At 72.3% G+C, this 20432-nt stretch carries 15 protein-coding genes and 1 pseudogene; 11 read left to right on the top strand and 5 right to left on the bottom strand.

The annotated features are described in order from the left end of the window. Positions 1-91: 91 nt before the first annotated feature. A complete protein-coding gene (locus CLT71_RS08090; RefSeq protein WP_101366565.1) occupies positions 92-1153 on the bottom strand; it encodes an EamA family transporter in 1062 nt (353 codons plus the stop codon). A gap of 78 nt (positions 1154-1231) precedes the next feature. Here CLT71_RS08090 and CLT71_RS08085 point away from each other — a divergent pair, with 78 nt between their 5' ends. Then, positions 1232-2101: a LysR family transcriptional regulator gene (locus CLT71_RS08085; RefSeq protein ID WP_101366564.1), complete on the top strand. Its 870-nt coding sequence runs from the start codon at positions 1232-1234 to the stop codon at positions 2099-2101. Here CLT71_RS08085 and CLT71_RS08080 read toward each other — a convergent pair. Next, positions 2076-2822 (bottom strand): MerR family transcriptional regulator, encoded by a 747-nt coding sequence (locus CLT71_RS08080; RefSeq protein WP_101366563.1) that lies wholly within the window; start codon positions 2820-2822, stop codon positions 2076-2078. The two genes, CLT71_RS08085 and CLT71_RS08080, sit on opposite strands and share 26 nt — an antisense overlap. 55 nt (positions 2823-2877) lie before the next feature. Between CLT71_RS08080 and CLT71_RS08075 the strand changes: the two genes are divergently transcribed. Together CLT71_RS08075 and CLT71_RS08070 are read left to right on the top strand one after the other, a co-directional pair. Beyond that, a complete protein-coding gene (locus tag CLT71_RS08075) occupies positions 2878-3585 on the top strand; it encodes a hypothetical protein (protein ID WP_101366562.1) in 708 nt (235 codons plus the stop codon). A gap of 1025 nt (positions 3586-4610) precedes the next feature. Further along, positions 4611-7265, top strand: coding sequence for a LuxR family transcriptional regulator (locus tag CLT71_RS08070; RefSeq protein WP_101366561.1), 2655 nt, complete (start codon positions 4611-4613; stop codon positions 7263-7265). 19 nt (positions 7266-7284) lie between these two features. On the opposite strand, the gene CLT71_RS08065 is transcribed toward CLT71_RS08070, so the two are convergent. Both CLT71_RS08065 and CLT71_RS08060 read right to left on the bottom strand, forming a co-directional pair. Next, on the bottom strand, positions 7285-9129 hold the full coding sequence (locus tag CLT71_RS08065) for an ABC transporter ATP-binding protein (RefSeq protein ID WP_101366560.1): 1845 nt from the start codon (positions 9127-9129) through the stop codon (positions 7285-7287). After that, complete coding sequence (locus tag CLT71_RS08060) at positions 9122-10990, bottom strand: ATP-binding cassette domain-containing protein (protein ID WP_143743409.1); 1869 nt, start codon at positions 10988-10990, stop codon at positions 9122-9124. The genes CLT71_RS08065 and CLT71_RS08060 overlap by 8 nt, the downstream gene beginning before the upstream one ends. Before the next feature lie 421 nt (positions 10991-11411). On the opposite strand from CLT71_RS08060, the gene CLT71_RS08055 reads away from it, so the two are divergent. The 3 genes and pseudogenes from CLT71_RS08055 to CLT71_RS08045 all read left to right on the top strand — a co-directional run bounded on the left by CLT71_RS08055 (position 11412) and on the right by CLT71_RS08045 (position 13732). Then, positions 11412-12500: a radical SAM protein gene (locus CLT71_RS08055; RefSeq protein WP_101366558.1), complete on the top strand. Its 1089-nt coding sequence runs from the start codon at positions 11412-11414 to the stop codon at positions 12498-12500. 83 nt (positions 12501-12583) lie between these two features. Beyond that, positions 12584-12748, top strand: a pseudogene (locus tag CLT71_RS08050) (cytochrome P450); the annotation flags it as partial. 213 nt (positions 12749-12961) lie between these two features. After that, the gene (locus tag CLT71_RS08045) at positions 12962-13732 is read left to right on the top strand and encodes a hypothetical protein (protein ID WP_486483135.1); all 771 of its coding nucleotides are present in this window, start codon (positions 12962-12964) and stop codon (positions 13730-13732) included. Positions 13733-13738: 6 nt separating this feature from the next. Here CLT71_RS08045 and CLT71_RS36400 read toward each other — a convergent pair whose 3' ends face one another. Then, positions 13739-14170: a hypothetical protein gene (locus CLT71_RS36400; protein ID WP_143743408.1), complete on the bottom strand. Its 432-nt coding sequence runs from the start codon at positions 14168-14170 to the stop codon at positions 13739-13741. Positions 14171-15104: 934 nt separating this feature from the next. On the opposite strand from CLT71_RS36400, the gene CLT71_RS08035 reads away from it, so the two are divergent. The 5 genes from CLT71_RS08035 (at position 15105) to CLT71_RS08015 (ending at position 20362) form a co-directional block, all read left to right on the top strand. Further along, a complete protein-coding gene (locus CLT71_RS08035) occupies positions 15105-16331 on the top strand; it encodes an aminotransferase class I/II-fold pyridoxal phosphate-dependent enzyme (protein WP_199187551.1) in 1227 nt (408 codons plus the stop codon). A gap of 94 nt (positions 16332-16425) precedes the next feature. Then, complete coding sequence (locus CLT71_RS08030; RefSeq protein ID WP_101366554.1) at positions 16426-17409, top strand: UbiA family prenyltransferase; 984 nt, start codon at positions 16426-16428, stop codon at positions 17407-17409. 1 nt (position 17410) lies between these two features. Further along, positions 17411-18460, top strand: a complete 1050-nt coding sequence (locus CLT71_RS08025) for an AIR synthase related protein (protein WP_101366553.1) — start codon at positions 17411-17413, stop codon at positions 18458-18460. Next, positions 18460-19455: an NAD-dependent epimerase/dehydratase family protein gene (locus tag CLT71_RS08020; protein WP_101366552.1), complete on the top strand. Its 996-nt coding sequence runs from the start codon at positions 18460-18462 to the stop codon at positions 19453-19455. The genes CLT71_RS08025 and CLT71_RS08020 overlap by 1 nt, the downstream gene beginning before the upstream one ends. After that, positions 19442-20362 (top strand): diacylglycerol kinase family protein, encoded by a 921-nt coding sequence (locus CLT71_RS08015; RefSeq protein ID WP_101366551.1) that lies wholly within the window; start codon positions 19442-19444, stop codon positions 20360-20362. Before CLT71_RS08020 ends, CLT71_RS08015 begins: the two co-directional genes overlap by 14 nt. The last annotated feature ends 70 nt before the right edge of the window (positions 20363-20432 follow it).

Raw genomic sequence — 20432 nt, 5'->3', positions numbered from 1 at the left:
GCTGGGGCCGGCCCTTCTGCGCTGCGGTGTCAAATTCGGGTGCGGCTGCCACCGTCGAGGCTGGCGGGGTGGCTAAAGGATCGGCCGGCGGTCAGCAGGCTCTCGTCGAGTACTGTCGCTCGGGCGTGTGCTGACCAGCCTCGCCGGCAGCGTGCGGGTGTGCCGACGCGGCAGCGTGCGGGTGTGCCGTGGCGGCACCGGGGATCGGCAGGTCCTGACCATCTCGCACGGTCGTCGCGGTCCGGCGTCGAACAGGTCCGGCCGGCCGGGGTCGTGCGGCTGTGTCGCCACCTCCGCCGCGTCCGACGGACAGTTGCCCGGCCGCGAGCGCGGTGAGTGCCAGCGCGAAGCCGACCGCCTGGATCGGGCCGAAGGTCTGGCGGAGGAGGACGGCGCCGAGCGCGGCGGCGACCAGCGGCGAGATCAGTGCGAGCAGCGCGACGGCGGCGACGGGCAGCGTGGCGATGCCACGGAACCAGAGGACGTACGCCGCGAGCCCGCCGACCAGCCCGAGCCACAGGTAACCGCCCACCGCGGGGAGGTCGACGGCGGGCGGACGGCCTTCGAGGAGCGCGGTCAGCGGGAGCAGGACCAGCCCGCCAGCGGTCAACTGCCAGCCGGCGAGCGCGACCGGGCTCACCTCGTCGGTCCGCCAGTGCTTGGTAAGCGTGACACCGAGCGCCATCGACAACGCGCCCGCGAGTCCGGCGACGAGGCCGATCGGGTCCAGACCAGCCTGCGGGCCGAGGACGACGAGGCCGACTCCGGCGGCTCCGGCGATCCCCCAGCCGATTCGCCACCACGACGGCGACTCCCGCAGGATGCCCACCGCGAGAGCCGCCACGACCAGCGGCTGGGTCGCGCCGAGCGTGGCTGCGACACCGCCGGGGAGCCGCTCGGCCGAGATGAAGAGCAGCGGGAAGAAGAACCCGATGTTGAGGGCGCCGAGCAGTAGCGAGCGCCACCACCACACGCCACGGGGGAGCACCCGGAGCACCGCCAGCACGACGAGGCCGGCCGGCAGCGATCGGAGCAGGCCGGCGAAGAAGGGGTGGCCGGCGGGCAGGAGTTCGGTAGTCACGATGTACGTCGTGCCCCACACCGCCGGAGCGAGAGCCGTGGCGAGCGTCCGCGCGCCGGTGGAAGTTCCCATTCCACCACCCTGCGGCGGCACCAGTTATGAGTCCAATACATTGTTGTCATACGTTCGATCGTGATTGACGATTGACGGGTGAACCTCCAGCAGCTCCGGTACGTCGTCGCCGTGGCCGAACTCGGCAACTTCACCCGCGCCGCCGAGCGGTGCTTCGTCGTACAGTCGGCGTTGAGTCACCAGATCGCGAAGCTGGAACAGGAGCTCGGCGCGCGACTTTTCCACCGGACCAGCAGGTCGGTGGCGTTGACGCCGGCCGGCGCAGCCCTGTTGCCGGCGGCCCGCGAGTGCCTCGCGGCGGCGGAGCGCGCGCAGGCGGAGGTCTTCGCGGCGACCGGCGAGATCCGGGGCCGGCTCGCCGTCGGCATGATCCCGACGGTGGCGGCGGTCGACGTGCCGGCCGAGCTGCGGCTCTTCCATCAGGAGTACCCGCAGGTGCGGATCAGCCTGCTGACCCGGGGCAGCGACGACCTGGTCGACCGGGTCCGCGACGGTGCGCTCGACATCGCGTTCCTCGGTCTGCCCGAGGGCAGCGAGATTCCGGACCTGAACGGCCGGCAGCTCGCCCGCGACCCGCTGGCCGCACTGCTGGCGCCCGGTCACCGGCTCGCCCGCCGCAAGCGGATCCGGCTGGCGGAGATCTGCACCGAGGAGTTCGTCGACTTTCTCGCCGGAGGCAGTGGCCGGGTCCAGGCTGACCGGGCGTTCGCCGCCGCCGGCCTGGAGCGAACGGTCGCCTTCGAGATCACCGACCCGCACGTGATGGCGCGGTTCGTGGCCGAGGGTCTCGGCGTCGCCCTCCTCGCCTCCAGCTATGCGGTGCGGCTGCCCGGCGTCGCCGTCGTTCCCGTCGTGGACACGTCGTATCGCGTCGAGCACCTGGTCTGGAGCCGGCTGGGGCCGACGCCAGCGGCAGATGCCTTCATCGCCCGGCTGGCGCCGCAGTAGCCCCGATCCGTTCGTGTCCCGCCCGCACCGGTACCTCGAGGATCGTGGCGGCGGCGTGGTCGGCGTCGACGAGGTGCTCCTCCAGGGTGGGTCCGGCGACGGTCAGGCCCCGACGGCGCAGCCAGTCGAACAGGTCGAGTCCGGCCCGGACCACTCCGGTCGTGGGTGGCACGACGGCTCGCACCACCGTACGGGCGGGCAGGTCGAGTCGTTCGCCGCCCCGCTCGACGGCGACGGCCACGGCGAAGTCCCCGGTGGGTTGCCCGGTGAGCCAGGTGAGCAGGGTCGTCGGGGCTGGCGGGCAGAGCGTGGCCAGCGCGGACGGGTGGTCGATGCGCAGGTGGCGGACGTGCAGACGGCGCGCGCCGACCGTGGCTTTCTGCGGCAGCACCGACGTCGGTGTGCCGAGCTGCTCCTCGGCCATGGCCACGGCCGCGGACCTGATCGCGATGTCGCGTCGAAGGGCGGCCACGGTCTCGGCCAACGCCTGCTGTAGCTGCGTGTCGGGGGCGTCCAGGACCTCGGCGATCTGACGCAGTGACAGGCCGAGGTCCTGTAGTCCACGGATGCGTTCCAGCCGGGCCAGTTCGGTCACCCCGTACCACCGGTAGCGGGTCACGCCGTCCACCGTGGCCGGAACCAGTAGCCCGATCCTGTCGTAGTGCCGCAGGGCGCGTTCGGAGATCCCGACCATCCGCGCCAGCTCACCGATCCGCCACACGCCATCCTCCTGCCGCCTTGACCTTCTCCGTGTGTCAGGGTCCTAGCGTGCCGTCATGAGTCCCGCTCACCATCGCTCGGCCGCCCGGTTGACAGGCGTGCTGCTGATTGTCTCGTTGTTGGCCATGCTCGCCGGGGTGGCCGTTGTCGTGCCATCGGGTTTGACCCTGAATCCGGCCGATCCCAGCGCCGTGTTGGCAGCGGTGAACGCCCGGGTCGCGTCGCATCTGATCGGGTTGGGCCTCGATGTCGTCGGCTGGCTCGCCCTCCTCGCGGCCGGGCTCGTGGTGGCGGCCTGCCCCGCCGGCCGCAGACCGCACCTGGTCACGCTCGCCGGCGGACTGCTGGCCTGCGCCGGGCTGGCGGGTCTGCTGCACGACGCGGGAAACCTCGGGTTGACCCAGTTGGCGGCCGAACCCGCCGAGCCGACGACAGCCGAGGTGGCCCGGGCGGTCCTCGTCACCGCCAAGTGGGCCGTCAACCTGGCCGGGCTGCTCTGGGTCGCCGCGACCATCACCACCGTGCTCGGCGTACCGCTGCCCGCCGCGCTTCGCCGCACCGGCCCGGCCGCGGCTGCCTCCGGCCTCGCCGGGGTACTTCTGCCGTGGACCACCGGGCTCGACGGCCCGTCGGCAACGCTGGAGCAGCTCGGCTACGGTCTCCACCTACCCGTCATGGTCTGGTACGGCGTACTGGGCTGGTGGCAGCTCCGCCACACCGCCGCCGTCCCAGCCCGACCAGCGGGCGTACCTGAGCACACCTGAGCGACGGTCGCCGGTCGGCTGTCGGTGGTGCGGAAGGTCCGGAGGTCCGGTCTCCACCGGCGGACGACACAGGCTGCCGTCCTGGATCCGGGTGCTGTGCATCCACGGGCAGCAGGGCGCTGGATCTGATCGCCCCCGGGCCGGGTCACCGGCGTCGACGCCCCCGGACCGGTCGACCGGGACATCGTGCAGCGCCTGTGCCCAGGCTGCCACGATCTGCTGGTCGCCGTCCCGGACCGTACGCTGGGTATCCGACAGACAGGCTCCGGGCCACAGGGTGACGGCTACCATTTTCTCGACGCCGGGCAGGCCGGATGTCAGCATCCGCGACCGGGCTTCGGACGGTGACCGGCGAGCGCGGCACGCACCTGGAAATCCGGCTCCGGCCATTTCGGATCATCGGAGCGGACCACTCCGGGCGTGCCTGGCGCAGGTGTGACGCCGGATCGGCTCTCGCACGCCGCGCGGCTGGACCGACGCGATGTGCGGCACACCGCGGCTGGTCATTTCGACGTGCGGTCGAGGGGAGGGCTCGTGGCGCAGAACGGCGGCGTCGCCGCCCGCACGTTCCTGGGGAGCCGAGCGCCGTCGCGTCCAGCGCACGTTCAGTCGCGGTTCAGTCGCGTTTGGCACTGTCGACAGATACAACGACGTCGAGGGAGTGCTCGTCACGCTGGCACAGGATCCGCAGTCCGTTGGTGGCAGCACCGCGCGGCAGGATCCGACGGACCGATTCGATCGACCGGTGTGGGTATGGGGCCGATGGAGCTGAGGTCCTGGACGTTGTCACCGCCGGCATCGGTACGGCGCCTCGCCGGCGCGCACGGAACCGTACCCGTTCTGCCGCGGTGGCGCGGCACGGGACGGATCCGGGCCCGGCCACCGACTTGACGGCGGTTCGGGTACGTGCCGGAAGACCGTCGCGACGGGTGCGTCCGTGGCCGGCGTCGACCGAGCCACGATCCCGAACGGCTCAACCGACATCTGGGGGGATGTCGGCGTCCGCGGCAGGGAGGGGGCAATCCGTGGACCGCATCGGGGCACCGCTGATCGCGCGATCCGGCCTGGTCCAGCAGATTCTCAGCGCGGTGACCGCAGACCGTGGCGCCGTGCTGGTGGGGAAACGGGGCACCGGCCGTACCACCCTGGTCGAGCTCGTGACCAGGCAGCTGTCGGCCGACCGGTACGCCGTGACCCGTACCACCGCGACCGAGGCGGGCCGGCCGATCCCGTTCGGACCGTTCTGCCAACTGTTTCCGGTCACCGGCGACCCGGCTCTGGTACCGGGCCGGATCCGTACCGAACTCGTCCGACGTGGACAGCCGCGTACCCCGCTGCTGGTGGTGGAGGACGCGCACTGGATGGACGACCGCTCCGCGAGTACCCTGCTCGGCCTCGCCCAGGACGGACACATCCGGTTGATGGTCACCACCCGGGCGGAGGTGCCGACGCCCGACGCCGTCGTCGCGCTCTGGAAGGACCGGCACCTGCGTCGGGTCGATTTGCCACCGCTGGACCTGACGGAGACGGCCGTCCTGATGCGGGCCATGCTCGGTGACGCGGTCGCCTCGACCACCGTGCAGCTCGTCTACCAGTGGACCGGCGGCAACCCGCGACTGGCGACCGAGCTGGTCCGGCACGGCACCGCCACGGGCCGGCTGGTGCACGATCGGGGTCTGTGGTGGTGGCGCGGCCAGCTCAGCGTGCCACCGCACCTGGTCGAACTCTTCCTGCCCGGGCCGAACCGGCTCACCCCGACCCACCGGGACGCGCTGGCGGCGGTCGCGGTGAGCGACGACCTGCCGATCGAGCTGATCGACCGGGTCGCCCCGGCCGCCGTCGAGGACCTGGAGGACCTGGACCTGCTGCGTACCACGGACACCGAGGACGGGGTGTCGGTGGGATTCAGCCATCCGCTGCTCCAGGCGATCGTCTGGGCACAGGTCTCACCGGCCCGGCGGCGCCGGGTCGCGTCGGCACTCATCGGGGCGGCCGTCGGCGGTGCGACACCCGATCCGGTCACGGCCGCCCGCTGGCAACTGGCCGCCGGCGCGCCGGTCACCCCCAGGGTGCTGACCGATGCCGCCCGCCGGGTGCGGTCGCACAGTCCGGAGCAGGCGCTCCGGCTGGCGCGGATCGCGTGCGGTCAGGACCGGTCGGCCCGCGCCGCTGTGGTATTGGCCGACGCACTCGCCGAGCAGGGTACCGGCCGCGAGGCACAGTCGATTCTCCACCAGGCGACCGCGTCCGAGCACTCGGCCACCGGGCGGATCGTGCTCTCCACAGCGCTCGCCGTGCACCGCTGTGTGGCGGAACGTGACCCGGCCGCGGCCCACGCCGACCTGCGGGCGCTACGCGCCAGCGCGTCACTCGCCGCCCCCGAGGCCGTGGACGTGGTCGACGGTGCCGATGCGCTGGTACTGCTGCTCGGCCAGCGTCCGGCCGAAGCGGTCCGGGTCGCCGACCGGCTGCTGCACCGGCTCTCCGCCGCCGGAACCGTCGGCAACCCCGTCGTACTGCGGTGCCGGATCGCCCGGACGGCGGCGCTGGCCCTCCTCGGCCGTACCGACGAGGCGGCCGCCGAGGGGGCGGCGGTACTCGCCACCGCCACCGGCGACGACCGGGCGCCGGAGACGGCGGGTCTGCTCGGAGCGGTCCTCTGCATGATCGCGCTCTGGCGGGACGGCAGCGCGGCACTGCCGGCCACCGATCCCGTCCTCGGACGCTGGCCGAGACCACCGGGGGAGGTACCCGGCACCCGGCTGCGGGCCGTCGACTGGCCGCTGCTGGCCGGCTACGCGCGGCTGCTCCGGGGCGAGTACGCCGCCGCGATCGAGCCCCTGCGGGAGGCGTTGACGCAACAGAGCGTCGGATTCCGGCTGTTCCGGTCGGAGGCGTCGGCGTGGCTCGCCGTGTCACTGGCCTCGGCGGGGCGGCCCGACGACGCGCAGCGGGTGCTCGACGCGGACCCTCCGGACCGAATGGCGGCGCTGCCGGGCCTCGGGCCGTGGGCCGCCGGGGCGGTCGCCGCCGCCCGTGGCGACACCCGGTCCGCCGGGCGCCTTCACGGCGTGGCGGCGACGGCGGCGCGCGCGGCGGGCTGCCGGAGCGTGGAGTTGCAGTACCTGACCTGGGCGGCGCGGCTGCCACCCGCCGACCGGCCGGTCGCGCTTGCCGACCGGCTCGCCACCTGCCTGAGCCACGTCGAGGCGAGCCGGCTGGCGACCGAGGCGCGCGGCGAGCTGGCGCTGCTCAACCGGGACCACGCGGGCCTGCTCGAGGCGGCCAACCGGCTCGCCGAGATGGGGCTGCACCTGCGGGCCTTCCGGCTGACCGAGGCCGCCACCAGGGTGTTGCCCGGGCGAGACCAGGACTACGCCGGGGCGGTCGCGCTGGCCGGCCGGCTCCGCAACGCCCTCGGACTGCCCGCACCGAACCTGGCCTCGCCGACCCTTACAGCCCGGGAGAACGAGGTCGCGGCCCTCGCCGCCACCGGCCTGCCCAATCGGGAGATCGCGACCCGGCTGGTCGTGTCGGCCAGGACCGTCGAGAGCCACCTGGCCCGGGTGTACCGCAAACTCGGCATCGGTTCCCGTCGTGAGCTGCGGGCGGAGTGGTTCAGCCGCTCGGTCGAGGGCGGTCCCGAACCGCCAAGCTGCCCCGACGGTTACCCGGGCTGAGCAGCGGCGGCTCGGACGGTTACCCGGGTTGGGTCGCGCCCGCCCGGACCTCGATCCCGGTCGCTCCGACGGTCGAGGGCAGCACCGTCGGGCCGGCGGCGTACGCGGCGGCGTGCAACGCGTACATCTCCGCGTAGCGGCCGCCCCGGGCGAGCAGTTCGGCGTGCGGGCCGTACTCCACGATCCGCCCCTCGTGCAGCACCACGATCAGGTCGGCGTCGCGTACCGTGTTCAGCCGGTGCGACACGACCACGGTGATCGGTGCACCGGCGGCCGGGGTGGCCGGGGCGAGGTACTTCCGTAGCAGTTCGGCCTCGCTGTCCGGGTCGAGGCTGGCCGCCGGCTCGTCGAGCAGCACCAGCGCGGCTGCGGTACGCATCCGGCCCCGGGCCAGCGCCAGCTTCTGCCACTGCCCGGAAGACAGGTCGGTGCCGTCCGGAAAGGTCCGGCCGAGCCGACTCTCGATGCCGGCGGGGAGTTCGGCGACGAAGGTGTCCGCGCCGGCCGATTCCAGCGCACTGCCCACCGCGTCCCGGTCGTCGATCGCGTCGAGCCGGCCGACGCCGACCGACTCCCTCGCCAGCAGCTCGAACCGGCAGAAGTCCTGGAACACCCCGCTGACCCGGTCGCGCCAGGCCTCCGGGTCCACCTGCGCCAGATCCTGCCCGCCGAACGTGATGCGCCCGGTCGACGGTGGGTAGAGGCCGGCCAGCAGCGCGACCAGGGTGGACTTGCCGGCACCGTTGTCACCGACGACCGCCACGGTGGCCCCGGCCGGCAGCCGCAGGTCGACCGGACCCAGCGCCGTGGTCGGCTCGCCGGGGTACCCGAAGCTGACGCCGTGCAGCACGAGGTCGCCGCGCTCGGGCAGGTCCCGGCCGGTTCCGGCGGCGGCGCGGTGCGGGTGCCGGGCCAGGCGCTGGTAGAGCGCGACGGTGTGCAGTGCGCGGCGCAGCCAGCCGATCAGCCAGCTCAGTCCGGTGGTGGCACCGACCAGCCGGGTACCGAGCAGCAGGACCAGCACCGCCTCCCCGGCGGACGCGGTGCCGGAGAGCACGGAGCGGGTGACGATGTAGAGCCCGGCCACCAGCGCGACGCAGAAGAGCAGCCAGCCGGCCGCCGCCGCGAGAGCGCCACGGGTCCGGGCGGCCTCCCGACGGCGCGCCGAGAGGTCGAACTCCGCCCGGTGCCGATCCGCGATCTCGCCGCCGAGCCGATACAGCCGGACCTCGGCGGCCGCGCCCGGATCGGTGGCCAGGGTCAGCAGGGCGGCGCGGTGCCGGTCGGCCTCGGCGCCGGCCACCTCGGCCGCGGCCACGATGTTCGCCTGCCAGCGGACGGCGAGGGCCAGCGGGACGATGAAGACCGGCAGCAGCGCCAGCATCGGGCTGACCAGGGCCATCAGCACCACCGCGGCCACGAACCGGGCCAGCAGGCCGGCGTTCTCGACGAGCGCCGCGAACGCCCCGCCGAACTCGGTCCGGCGCTGCCGTACCAGCTCGGCGGTGTCGAGGAACTCCGGGTCGTGGTAGTGGCTTAGGTGGGCGGGGCCGGAGCACAACGTCATCAGGCGGCGGTCGAACTCCAGCCCGACCCGCTGCTGGAGCACCTGCCGCAGGTCGGTGGCGACCGCGCTCGCCTGGTGCACGAAGACGGTGACCAGCACCAGGACCAGTCCGCCGGTCAGCGCCTCGGCGAGCCGCCCGGCGACCGCGCCGTCGACCATGCCACGTAACCCGAGCGCCTGCGCCGCCGCGACGATGTTGAACAGCGGGACGAGCACCATGACCAGCACCGCGCGTCGCGGGTCGGCCCGGACCGCGACGCCGACGACGAGCCGGGCGGCGCTCAACCAGCTACCCACGACGGCCTCCTGCGGAATCGGTGAAGGGCGCGGACTGCACCCGGAACATCTGGGCGTACCGGCCGTCGGCGGCGAGCAGTTCGTCGTGGCTGCCGTACTCGGCCACCCGGCCGTTGCGCAGCACGGCGATCCGCTCGGCGAGCCGGACGGTGGCGAACCGGTGTGACACCAGGATCGTGGTGATCCCGGCGGTGATCTCCAGGAACCGCGCGTAGAGCTCGTACTCCGCCTCGATGTCCAGGTGCGCGGTGGGTTCGTCGAGGACGAGGACCTTGGCGCCGTGCCGCACCGCGTAGAGTGCCCGGCTGAGCGCCAGCCGCTGCCACTGCCCGCCGGACAGCTCGGTCCCACCGGTATAGGCGCTGGTCAGCGGGGTGTTCCAGCCGTCCGTCAACCCCTGCTCGACGCCGAGGAACCCGCCGAGCCGGGCAGCCTCGACGACCGCGTCGTCGGTGGCGGTGGCCTCGACCGCGCCGAAGGCGATGTTGTCGCGTACCGAGAACGGGTACCGGCCGAAGTCCTGGAACACCACGGCCAGTTGCCGGCGCCAGCTCGCGAGGTCGTGGTCGTGCAGGTCCCGCCCGTCGACCCGGATCAGGCCGGCGTCCGGGCGGTACAGCCCGGCCAGCAGCTTGGTGATGGTGCTCTTGCCGGCGCCGTTGTCCCCGACGATCGCCAGCGAGGATCCGGCCGGGATGACGAGGTCCAGGTTGTCGACGACCGGGCGGGCGGCGCCGGGATATCCGAAGCGGACCCGCTCGAAGCGGATCTCCCGCCGCGGCAGCCCGTTTGCAGGCAGCCCGTTCGCAGGCAGTCCGGTGGTGGCCGGCCCGCTGGCGCCGGTCGCCGGGGTACCCAGCGCGCTCACCGCCAGCGCCGGCGGTACGGCGGCACTGGCCAGGTGCAGCCGCCGTTGCAGGTCACCGGTGAAGCCGAGGGCGAAGAACCCGAGCAGTGCCTGGAGGGCGATGGTCAGCTCTCCGACGGACGGGTCTCCGTTGCTGGCCCCGTACGCCAGCGGCACCACCACGACGACGTGTGCCGCCAGCAGCAGCGCGCTCGCCACCAGGTGCCGCCGGCCGTCGGTGGTCCTGCGGCGCATCTCGATCACGCCGTCCCACCACTCCCGGGTGAAGCGCTCGACGAGCCACTGGTGCAGGCCGAACAGGCGCAGCTCCTTTGCCGACGGCGCGGTCACCGCGATGTCGCGCAGGTACCCCGCGTGTCGCAGTTGGACGGTTCTTGCGGTGTTCGCGGCGACGGCCCGGGCCATCTCGCGCTCCTGCCAGCGGCCGGTGACGATCCAGGCGGCACCGAGTACGACAGGCAGCCACCACTGCCCGGCCCAGCCGAGCAGGATCGCGGCGGCCAGTCCGGTGAGCCGGAGCGGGACCAGGGCGGCGAGTGCGTTGACTGCCTGTCCGGGGGCGTACGCGCCGATCCCGACCCCGCGCGCCCGTTCGATCTGGTCGACGACGGCCGGGTCGTCGAGGTGTGCCACCCCGGCGGGGCGCAGCGCACCCTCGACGGTGCGTTGGGCCAGGCTGCCGTCGACCGCGGTACTCAGCCTCGCGGTGACCATCGCGCGGATCGGCTCCAGGGCGATGTCCAGGACGAGCGCCAGGGCCAGCAGGGTTAGCCCCGACCACGCCTGCCGGGACGCCACCGGGCCGGGGTCGGCGGTCAACGCCGTGACCAGCCGCCCGATCGCCAGCGGCAGCAGCACGACACCCGCGACCTGTACGGCGATCAACGCGCCGAGCAGCACGGTCAGCGGGGTGTCGACGCGGGGCAGCTCGCGGACGAGCGCCGCCACTGCGCCGGTGCGGCGGGACTGGCCGGCTTTCGCTGTGGTCGGCACGGGCACACTCCTTGCGACGTCGAGGTTTCGGCGATCCGGCGCCGGCGGTGGCCACCCGTCAGGGGTGGCCACCGCCATCAGGCGTCTGCCTCTTACGAGACGTCGACCGGCGGGTAGGCCGAGACGTCGACCGGCGGGTATGTGCGCATGATCCACCTCCTCTGCTGGCGACGGGACGGCGGACCGATGGCGGCCCGCCACGCCGCAACGCTAGGTGTCGCGACGCACCGGGGAATCGGTGTTCGATTACGCAAATGCGGGGCCAGCATTACCGACGGTCGACGGGTACGGAGGGCTCGTCGGGCACCCCGCCTGCGTATCCGGTCGGGGCGCTTGCGTACCCGTCGCCCGATGTCCCGGGCGGTCCGGCGCCCGTACGGTTCCGGCGACCGCACCGCCGATCCCCCGGGAGAGCCGTCTCATGAATGCCGACGCGGGTCCCAACGTCCTCATCTGGGACGTCACCTTCGCCTGTCCACTGCGCTGCTCCCACTGCTACACGGAGTCGGGGCGGCGCCGCCCGCAGAACCTGAGTCACGAGGAGATGCTGAGGGTGACGGACGCGCTGATCACCTTCCGGCCCGCCATGATCACCCTCTGCGGGGGTGAACCGCTCACCGTGCCGCGCATCGTGGAGGTGGTGCAGCGGTTCGCGGCGGCGGGCGTACGGGTCTTCCTGTACACAAGTGGCTGGTCACTGCCGGAGCAGACCGTCCGGGACCTGGCCGGCCTCGTCGCCAAGCTGGTGGTCAGTGTCGACGGTGCGACGGCGGAGGTGCACGACCGGATCCGTGGCCGGGCCGGCTCCTTCGACCGGGCGATGGCCGCGCTCGCCCTGCTCGACGCGGAGGCCGCCCGACGTGCCTCGGCGGGGGAGTCCCCGCTGCGGTTCGGCATCGACAACGTGGTGGTCCGCAGCAACTACCACCAGCTCGACGAGATGTGTGCCTCGGTCGCGCCACGGTTTGCGCACCTGAGCGACGTGGCGTTCGGTGCTGTGGTGCCGACCGGCCTGGCCAGCCGGGTGTCGTACGGCGAGCAGGAGATGCTCTCCGACGAGCAGGTCGCGGCACTCGTCGACGAGGGGACGCGGCAGCGGCTCCAGCAGGCGGCGCCAGCGTCGGTGAAGGTCACCACCACCGACAACTTCGGCGTGCAGATGCACCCCGACTACATCGCCAGTCATCCCGACTTCCGGCCACTTGAGATCGAGCCGGACGGCGGGGTACGGGCGATGCCGATCTACGAGGGGACCGTCGGCAACCTGTTGACCGAGGATCCGTACCTGCTCTGGGAACGCGCCCGGAGCCGCTGGGACGATCCCTTCGTGGTGGAGACGCTGCGCGGCATTCGCGGCCGGACGGACTGGGCCGAGGCGGTGCGCCGGATCGACTACCGGTTCGGTTCGGACGAGGTCCGGGCCCGGATCGACCGTCGCCCGGTCTTCGACCCGACGCAGGCACCCCGGCGGCTCGCGCTGCGCCCGGTCGGCGCCCGGTCGCCGCGCTGAGCCGGGTCGGAGCGGGTTCGCCCGGCGACACCCTGGACCTGCCTCACCGGCACCGGCCGGTGTCACCGGTGCCCGCCGCCCCCGGCGCGCACTACTGCCTCGGAGCGCCGCTGGCCCGGTTGGAGGCCCAGATCGCATTCCCACTGCTGCTGACCATGCTGCCCCGGCTGAGCCTGGCGGGCCGAGGCGAGCGCCGCGATCGCCTGGTGCTGCGCGGGTATTCAACGCTGCCGGTGACCACCGCCTGAGCCTGGGGCGCCGGTTGCTCCACGGTCGGGCGGTTCGGCGTTCGGCGGGCCGAGGAGAGCACCACCCAGCCCGCCGGCCCAGCAGGGCCCCGGCAAAGTCGTTAGTGATGCCAGGTGGCGCCAGCGGGCGGATGCTGTCGTGGGCGTGGTGGAGGTTGGCGGCGGCGATGTTCGTGACGCCGCGGGGATCGTAGCGGGCATGGATAGACTTCGTTGTCATCGGCGGCCGGCGAAGCATCCGGTGGTGAGGAGGATCCCGTGATACCTCAACCGTGTACGGACGGCACGCTCCAGCACCTGTCCGTGGATCTCAGCGACGAGGGCGGCGGGGAGGGCGGGATGACGGGTTACACGCTGTGTTCGGTTCCGGAGCGTCCGGTCCGGGGCAGCGACCAGGAGGCGACGGACATCCCGTACGACATGTATCGCACTGACGCGTGGGTCGAGATCGCCGCGTTGCCGCCGTGTGAGGAGTGCCTGCGGGTGGCGGAGTTACTGGCCGCCCCCGAAACGGCGCCGCCGCTGCATCGGAGTCCCCGGCTGGACTCTTCCTCCGAGTTGACCGGTGATGGGATTCGGCGTCTTCTCGCCACCGACCTCGCCACCGGCGCCACGCTCGGCCGGCGGGCCGCCGTGCATCTGCTGACCTTCACGGCCGTTCCCGACCAGCCGGGCTTCGGTGGCTTTGTGGAGCGCATCAGTCTGGTGTGGGACGCGGATGCCACCGTGGAGATAGGGCAGGTCCGCGATTGGGCGGCGGTGGTCGGCTTCGCGGCGGTCGCCGACGTGCCGGACCGTGACCGGCAGATGGTCGCGGTGGCCGCGAGCCTCGCCGGCGGGCCGCCGGTCGGCCTCGAAGCCGCCGTCAGATTCGTCGATGATCCGGCAGCGGCCCGACGGGTGATCGAGGCGATCGCGATCGCCACGGGTCACGGCGACCGGTGGGAGCTCACGGAGAGGCCGGCCCCGAGCGCCCACACCTGACCGCGGTCAGGTGCGTGCCCCGGCCCGAGAGGCACTGGGATGGCTGCCGCCCGGGCAGGTCTCCTCCACCTCGATGAAGATGCCGTGTATGGCGGTTTCGCCGATGTCCCCGCCCGTGTGCACCGGCTCGCCGGCCCAGCGTGCCGCTACGCCCGAGAACCAGGCATCCGGGGTCGTGGCAGCGACGTTGCCGGGGCCCTGGCCGGCCCAGCCGATGGCCACCTTAATGGTGATTCGTCGGTCGTGACCGACCGTCCATTCTCGCGGCAATGCGGGATCGCGCCACGGCTGATTCGGGTGCGGCTGTTTCCGGATGTTCTCCGGGGTGCGGGCAACCGATATTCGGCATCGATGGTAGGGGGTAAGGCTGATGGTAGCTCCCTTCCGTTCGTCGGTGCCGACCGAAGCACGCGCCGATTTCAGTTCTCTGACCGGCACTGAACCTATCGACCTGGCGAACCGGCGGTAGTCGCTCGAGTAGCGGCCGGAACGGGTCGTGGCCGCCGGGGACGGGCGCTCCGGACGGTTGGGAGGCGCTGCTTCCCGGTCGGGTCGGCGGTCGGCTCTCGGCGGTGTCGCCGTTCGGCTTCTGGTCGCGGCCGTCCACCTTCTCCGGGTCGGGACAGGCCCGCCTCGGCACGGTCTCGCGAACGTGGCGAACCTCACCGCCCGGCCACCCTCGCCCCAGAGCTGAGCGGGCGGTGCGGGCGTCGTCGTGGCTGGGCCGATGCCCATACAACCGGTGTGACCAGGGAGTTCCTGCCCGGCCACCGGGCCGCGCCGGGCTCGACGAACGTGATCATGTTTCCGGTACGGCGCCTCACCGGCCGTCGACCGGCGGAAACTCGCATTCACCGAGCTCTTGGTGTCGCCCTGACCGTGGGGCGGTCCGGTGCTGCCGGGTGGCCGGTGCCGACCGGTGGCCGGCGACATTTCTCAAATCAGCGCAGTTCAATGGCCCTGTGGTGTCCGAAATCGACGGGCGCAGGTGGTCCATAGTGGACCAAACTACCGCTGAACCTCTTGACAGGGTGGATAAGGTGTAGGCAGCCCAGAGAAACTCGATCAATGACGAGCATCTGAGGCGACACACGGGGATCCTTCGACGGGTAAGCATGCGGCCTACAACAGCGCCCTGATCTGCCCGATCGGCCATTCCTCGCGCGTCGGTTCGGTGCCTGTCCCTGACGACGTAGGGAATTGAAGCCGCTGCGATGCGATTCTATCGAAATAGTCCCTGACCAGTGGGACCGGGACAGCGGCGGCGACCCACGGCATGGTCGCATTGGCTGGCACCGTTGTCGTCGCCAAATCCCGTGCCGCGAAATTGACAATCACGGTTCCAGATGAGAGGGGGCTCAGGATAACCGTGGTGACAACGGACATCTTCGATCGTTGCCGGTCGTACACAGAGGCCCGGGTGGCCCAGGCAGCGGAGCTCTACCCGTACTTCACCGTCTTCGAGGGCTCGGACACCACAGTCGCCCGTACCTCGCTGGGCGACGTGCTGATGTGCGGCTCGAACAACTACCTCGGCCTCACCTCCGACCGGCGGGTACGTGCCGCGGCGCAGGCGGCGATCGAGGAGTACGGCTCGTCGCGTACGGGTTCGCGGCTGCTCAACGGCAACACCCCGCTGCACGAGGAACTGGAACGGGAACTGGCCGACTTCCTCGGGATGCCGGCCGCGCTTGTCTTCCCGACCGGCTACCAGGCGAACCTCGGCGTGATCGCCGCACTGCTGACCCGCAACGACGTGGTCATCATCGACCGCGAGGCCCACGCCTCGGTCTACGACGGCTGTGGGCTGAGCCCGGCAAAGGTGCGCCGGTTCGCCCACAACGACATGGCGGAGCTGGAACGGCGGCTGGCGGCCTGCCCGCCCGACGTCGGTCGGTTGGTAGTGGTGGACGGGGTCTACTCGATGGCCGGCGACCTCTGTCCGCTGCCCGAGACGGTGCGGCTCTGCCAGAAATACGGTGCCCGTCTCCTTGTCGACGACGCGCACGGCCTCGGCGTGCTGGCCGACGGCCGGGGCACCAGCGCCCACTTCGGGCTGACCGACCAGGTCGACCTCGTCACCGTGACCTTCAGCAAGTCGTTGGCGTCGATCGGTGGTGCGGTGCTCGGGCCGACCGACGTGATCGAGTACCTCCGCCACCATGCCCGCAGTCTGATCTTCAGTGCCGCCGCCCCGCCGGCCAGCGTCGCCGCTGCCCAGGCCGCGCTGCGGATCCTGCGCGCCGAGCCGTGGCGGTGCCGGCAGGCGCTGGAGAACGCGTCGTACGTGCACCGCGAGCTGACCGCGCTCGGGTACGAGCCGCTGCCCAGCGAGACACCCATCGTCTGCGTACCGCTCGACGGCGTCGTACCGACCATCTTCACCTGGCGCAGCCTGTTGGAGCGTGGGGTCTACGTCAACGCGGTGATCCCGCCCGCGGCCTCGTCCCGGGTGCGGGCCAGCTTCACCGCGACACACACCCCGGAGCAGCTCAAACGCGCCGTGGCGGCGTTCGCCGAGGTCCGCGAGTTGACGCCGCCGGACTGGGCGCTGGCGGACCTGCCACCGGCGGAGTACGTCGCGGAAGGCGTGCGGTGAGCCGGCTCCACGCCGGTGGTCCGGTGTCGACGGTGGACGGTCCGCAGCACTCGACGAGGTACGGCGGTGCGTCAGCCGCCCGAACGGAGGCCCGATGAGCGTCACCCAGGTCCAGAACCCCATCCGGCCCCGTGACCGGGCGGTCGCGTGGGCGAGGATGTGGCGGTTCCACTTCGTACCCCTGTCGCTGTCGGCCGGTCTGGTCGGCATGACGGCGCCGTCGGCCGGGGCGACCACCGCGAGCGTGGTCATCGGCCTGCTCTTCTGCATCTTCGGCTACGGCGTCGGCGTGGTCATCAACGACTGGTTCGACCGCAAGGCCGACGCGGTCAACGCCCCGGACCGCCCCTTCGTCGCGGGGCTGATCAACCCGCACGCCGGGCTCGCGCTGACCCTGGCGCTCTCCGGGAGCCTCCTGCTGGTGGCGGTCGTCGTGGCGCCCGCGCTGGCGATCTGGAGCGCCATCGCGATCGCCGGGCACCTGGTCTACACCTGGACCAAGGGCATCCCGATGGTCGGCAACCTCGCCAACGGGGTGGACATGTCGCTGTTCACCGTGCTCGGCGCGGTCGCGGTCCGGCCCGACGCCGGGTGGCTGGACATTCCCGCCACGACGTGGTTCCAGACGGCGCTGGTCGCGGTCGTGCTGAGCGGCTTCTGTCTCGTCGGCTACTTCAAGGACATCGAGGGCGACCGGCTGGCGGGCTACCGTACCCTGCCGGTGGCGGTGGGCACCCGGACGGCGAGCCGGGTCGCGTTGATCTTCCCGCCGGTGGCCCTCGGTGCGGCGGCGGTGGGCGCGGTGGCCGGTCCCGAACGCGGCGCCTACGCCCAGACGGCCTTCTGGCTGCTGCTCGTCGTCTCGGGGCTGGCGTTCGCCCGGAGCCTGATGAACCTGATCCAGGCGCCGCAGGCGAGGGCCTACGAGGCGCTGCTCTGGTTCACCCGGGCGACCACGCTCTTCGTACTCTCCCTCGGTGCGTTGCAGCGGCCGACGTTCTTCCTGGTCGCGGCGATCCCGATGATGCTCTACCTGGAGCTGACGTTGCGGGCGACGACCTCCTCCCGGCAGGCGTGACGTGACCTCTGTCGACTGGACCCGGCTCGGTCTGGACGCGGCCGAGGGGTCCCTGATCACGGCGATGTGCGAGGGGATCGCCCGGTCCCCCCGCCAGCTCAACGCCGCCTTCGAAGCCGACGCCGAACTGCTCGACCTGGGTGCCGCCGGGGTGCTGGCGATGACCGTCGACACGTTGAACGCCGGTGCCGAGCTGGCCACCGCCCCGACGCCGTACGCGAAGGGGTGGCTGACCACCACCGTCAGCGTGAGCGACCTCGCCGCCGTCGCCGCCGACCCGGTGGCCGTGCTGGTGTCGTGTTCGCTGGTCAGGGCGGGCTGGACCGCCGAGGACGCCCGCCAGTTCGGACGCGGCGCCTCCGACGCGGCCCAGCGGTACGGCTGTCACATCGTCGGCGGCGACACCAACTGGGCCCGGGAGGAGAGTTTCACCTCGTGCGCCATCGGGACGGTCCGGGGCGGGCAGCGCCTGAGCCGGGTCGGTGCGCGGCCGGGAGACCTGTTGTATGCGACGGGCCGGATCGGCGCCGGCAACGCCGCCGGGTTCCGTGGCATCGCGCTGGGCCGGACCGACCACGCCCGGCCCTGGCTGCCCGAGGCGCGGGTGGTCGCGGGCGACGCGCTGCGCGGGTACGCCCGGGCCTGCGTCGACACCAGCGACGGGCTGTTGACAGCGGCGGTGACTCTCGCCGAGGTCAACGGGCTCGGTGTCGAGGCGACGCTGCGGGCCGAGGTGTACGACCCGGCCGCGGCCGCGCTCGCCGACTCCTTCGGGCTGCCCCGCTGGTTGATGGCTGCCGGAGAGTGGGGCGAGTTCGAGCTGCTGTACGCGGTCGACGCCGCCGACGAGGACCGCTGTGCCCGGGCGCTGGCCGAGGGCGGGCTGGAGGCAGTCCGGGTGGGACGGCTGACCGCCGGTCCGGAGCTGCTCTTCTGCGACGAGTCCGGTGTGCGCCGCGACCTGCGGGACGTGTTGCCGCAGCTGCGGGCGATCGATCCGGCCGGCGGGCTCTTCGACGACCTCCAGAAGCTGCTGGCGAGAGGGGTGTGATGGCGCAGGGCGTGGCGCTGGTGACAGGTGTCACCGGCTGCGTCGGCCGGGCGGTCGCCGCCGCGCTCCTTCAGGCCGGCTGGTCGGTGCGGGGACTGGTCCGCGAGCCCTCCCCAGGCGGCGCGAAGTACGCGGAACATCTCGGGGACCTGACCGACCCGGCGACACTGCGCGGCTCGTGCGAGGACGTCGAGCTCGTGGTGCACGCGGCCGCGGATCTGAGCGACTGGCGGCCGGGGCGCCGCATCTGGCAGGTGAACCGGGACGGGACCCGGGCGATCCTCGAGGAGGCGCTGCGCTGCGGGGTCGGGCGCTTCGTCTACCTGAGTACCGTCGACGTCTTCGGGTTCGACCCGCGCCGGGTCATCGACGAGACCTCGCCGAAACGGGTACCCCGCTACGCGTACTCCCGGTCGAAGCTGGCGGGGGAGAACCTCGCGTGGTCGTACCAGCGACGCGGGCTGGACGTGACGGTCATCTATCCGACCTGGATATTCGGCCCCGGTGACCGGCACTTCGTTCCGGAACTGGTGCGTGGGCTCCGGGACGGCAAGCTCGTGCACATCGACAGTGGCGCCGCCCCGATCGAGTTGACCTACAGCGAGAACCTGGCCGACGCGGTCGTGCTGGCCGGCACCACGCCGGAGTGCGCGGGCGGCCGGTTCATCGTCGGCGACTCGTACGGCCTGACGGTGGGAGAGCTGTTCGACCGGGTCGCCGAGCAGGTGGGGGTACTGCCGCCGACCCGGTCGGTCCCGTTGCCCGTCGCGATGGGGGTGGCGGCGTTCTCCGAACTCGCCGGGCTGGCCGGTATCGGTGTCGGCAGTGGCCGGCCGATGCTCACCCGCTACGCGGTACGCTCCGTCGCCGGCGGGCTGCGCTACGACCTCGACCGGATCAGGGCGATCGGCTACACCCCCCGGGTGCCGGTGGCGGAGGCGCTCGGCCGCACCATCGCCGCGCTGGAGGAGGAGGCGCGCCATGGTGACGGTTGACGGCGAACGGGTCGTCTGCATCGTCAACCCGGCATCCGGGGTGCAGCGCCGGCGGATGATCGAGCAGCGGCTCTCCGCCGAACTGCCCGGGGCCGACTGCTGGCAGACCCGCTACCCCGGTCACGCCGTCGAACTCGGTCGACAGGCGGTGACGGACGGGTACGGCACGGTGGTGGCGATCGGTGGGGACGGGACGCTCTCCGACGTCGCCAACGGGATACTCGCGACGGGCGACGAGAAGGTACGGCTCGGCTACGTACCCGCTGGGACCTGCAACGATTTCGTCCGTGGCCTGGACCAGGTCACCGATCTCGGCGACCTGCTCGACCGTGGCCGGGACCGTGCCACCGAGGTCGGGTCGGTGACGTTCACCCGGCCCGACGGCACCCTCGCGCACCGCTTCTTCCTGGTCAACTGCACCGTCGGGCTGATCAGCATGGTCGGGCTGCGGTTCACCGAGAAGACGCCGGTCAACCGGGTGCTCAAGCGGGTCAACCTCCAGCTCGCCGAGGCGGCCTCCAGCGTCCGGGTACTGCTCGGCTGGCGCCCGGTCGAGGTGCGGTTGGAGCTGGACGGGGAGGAGGCACGGCATTCGATCAGCAATGTCGCGGTGCTGAAGGTCCCGTTCTTCGCCGGAGGGCTGACGTTCGGGTCGACGGAGCCGCCGGAGGCCGGTCATCTGGACGCGGTGCAGGTGCGCGGCCTCGGCCGGGTCGGCGTGCTCGGCACGATGTGGCAGGTGCTGCGCGGGAACGGGGCGCGGCATCCCGCGATCCGTCGTCGCCAGGTCCGCACGCTGCGGATCGAGGCGGAGACGCCGCTGCCGCTGGAGGTGGACGGCGAGATCGTCGGCCAGACCCCGGCCACCTTCTCGGTGCATCCGTCGCGGCTGACGACCGTGGTCTGACCGACGAGCGCAAGGGAGTGAAACACCGTGTCGCGTATTGGCATAGTTTGCCCGGACTACACCGGTCACC

This window comes from Plantactinospora sp. CNZ320 (assembly GCF_002846275.1).
Note: the sequence above shows the minus strand (reverse complement) of the source record. Positions and strands in the feature narration are given on the sequence as shown.

Coding starts and splice junctions, on each gene's coding strand:
- CLT71_RS08090 (WP_101366565.1), bottom strand. CDS start 1,153: ATGGGAACTTCCACCGGCGCGCGGACGCTCGCCACGGCTCTCGCTCCG.
- CLT71_RS08075 (WP_101366562.1), top strand. CDS start 2,878: ATGAGTCCCGCTCACCATCGCTCGGCCGCCCGGTTGACAGGCGTGCTG.
- CLT71_RS08055 (WP_101366558.1), top strand. CDS start 11,412: ATGAATGCCGACGCGGGTCCCAACGTCCTCATCTGGGACGTCACCTTC.
- CLT71_RS08030 (WP_101366554.1), top strand. CDS start 16,426: ATGAGCGTCACCCAGGTCCAGAACCCCATCCGGCCCCGTGACCGGGCG.
- CLT71_RS08020 (WP_101366552.1), top strand. CDS start 18,460: ATGGCGCAGGGCGTGGCGCTGGTGACAGGTGTCACCGGCTGCGTCGGC.
- CLT71_RS08015 (WP_101366551.1), top strand. CDS start 19,442: ATGGTGACGGTTGACGGCGAACGGGTCGTCTGCATCGTCAACCCGGCA.